Origin of the sequence: Methylobacterium frigidaeris (assembly GCF_022179185.1) — a bacterium.
Lineage (GTDB): Bacteria > Pseudomonadota > Alphaproteobacteria > Rhizobiales > Beijerinckiaceae > Methylobacterium > Methylobacterium frigidaeris.
Genome location: NZ_BPQJ01000371.1, coordinates 1 through 233 on the forward strand (window position 1 = coordinate 1; position 233 = coordinate 233).

Genomic DNA, 233 nt, shown 5'->3' on the forward strand with positions numbered 1-233 from the left:
GCGGGCGGGATGTTGAAGTTCAGCCGGAAGAGGTTCCCCGGGTCGTACACCGCCTTGAGCTCGGTGAGCCGCCGGTGCACGGGCTCCGGGTAGGCGGTGCGCACCACGGCCGGGTCGGCGTCGTCCAGGCCGAAGAAGTTGGCGAGCGCTCCGCCGGTGGACCACGGGCGCAGCCGCTCGTGCAGGGCGGCGTGCGCGGTGCGCAGCCCGTCCAGCGGGACGGGGCCGATCAT

The 233-nt window shown here is 73.8% G+C and carries 1 protein-coding gene; it reads right to left on the bottom strand.

Annotation, left to right across the window (positions count from 1 at the left end; all coding sequences use genetic code 11):
• The coding region (locus MFF64_RS37395) for a BBE domain-containing protein (protein WP_238194134.1) at nt 1-233 on the bottom strand (233 nt) is incomplete at both ends.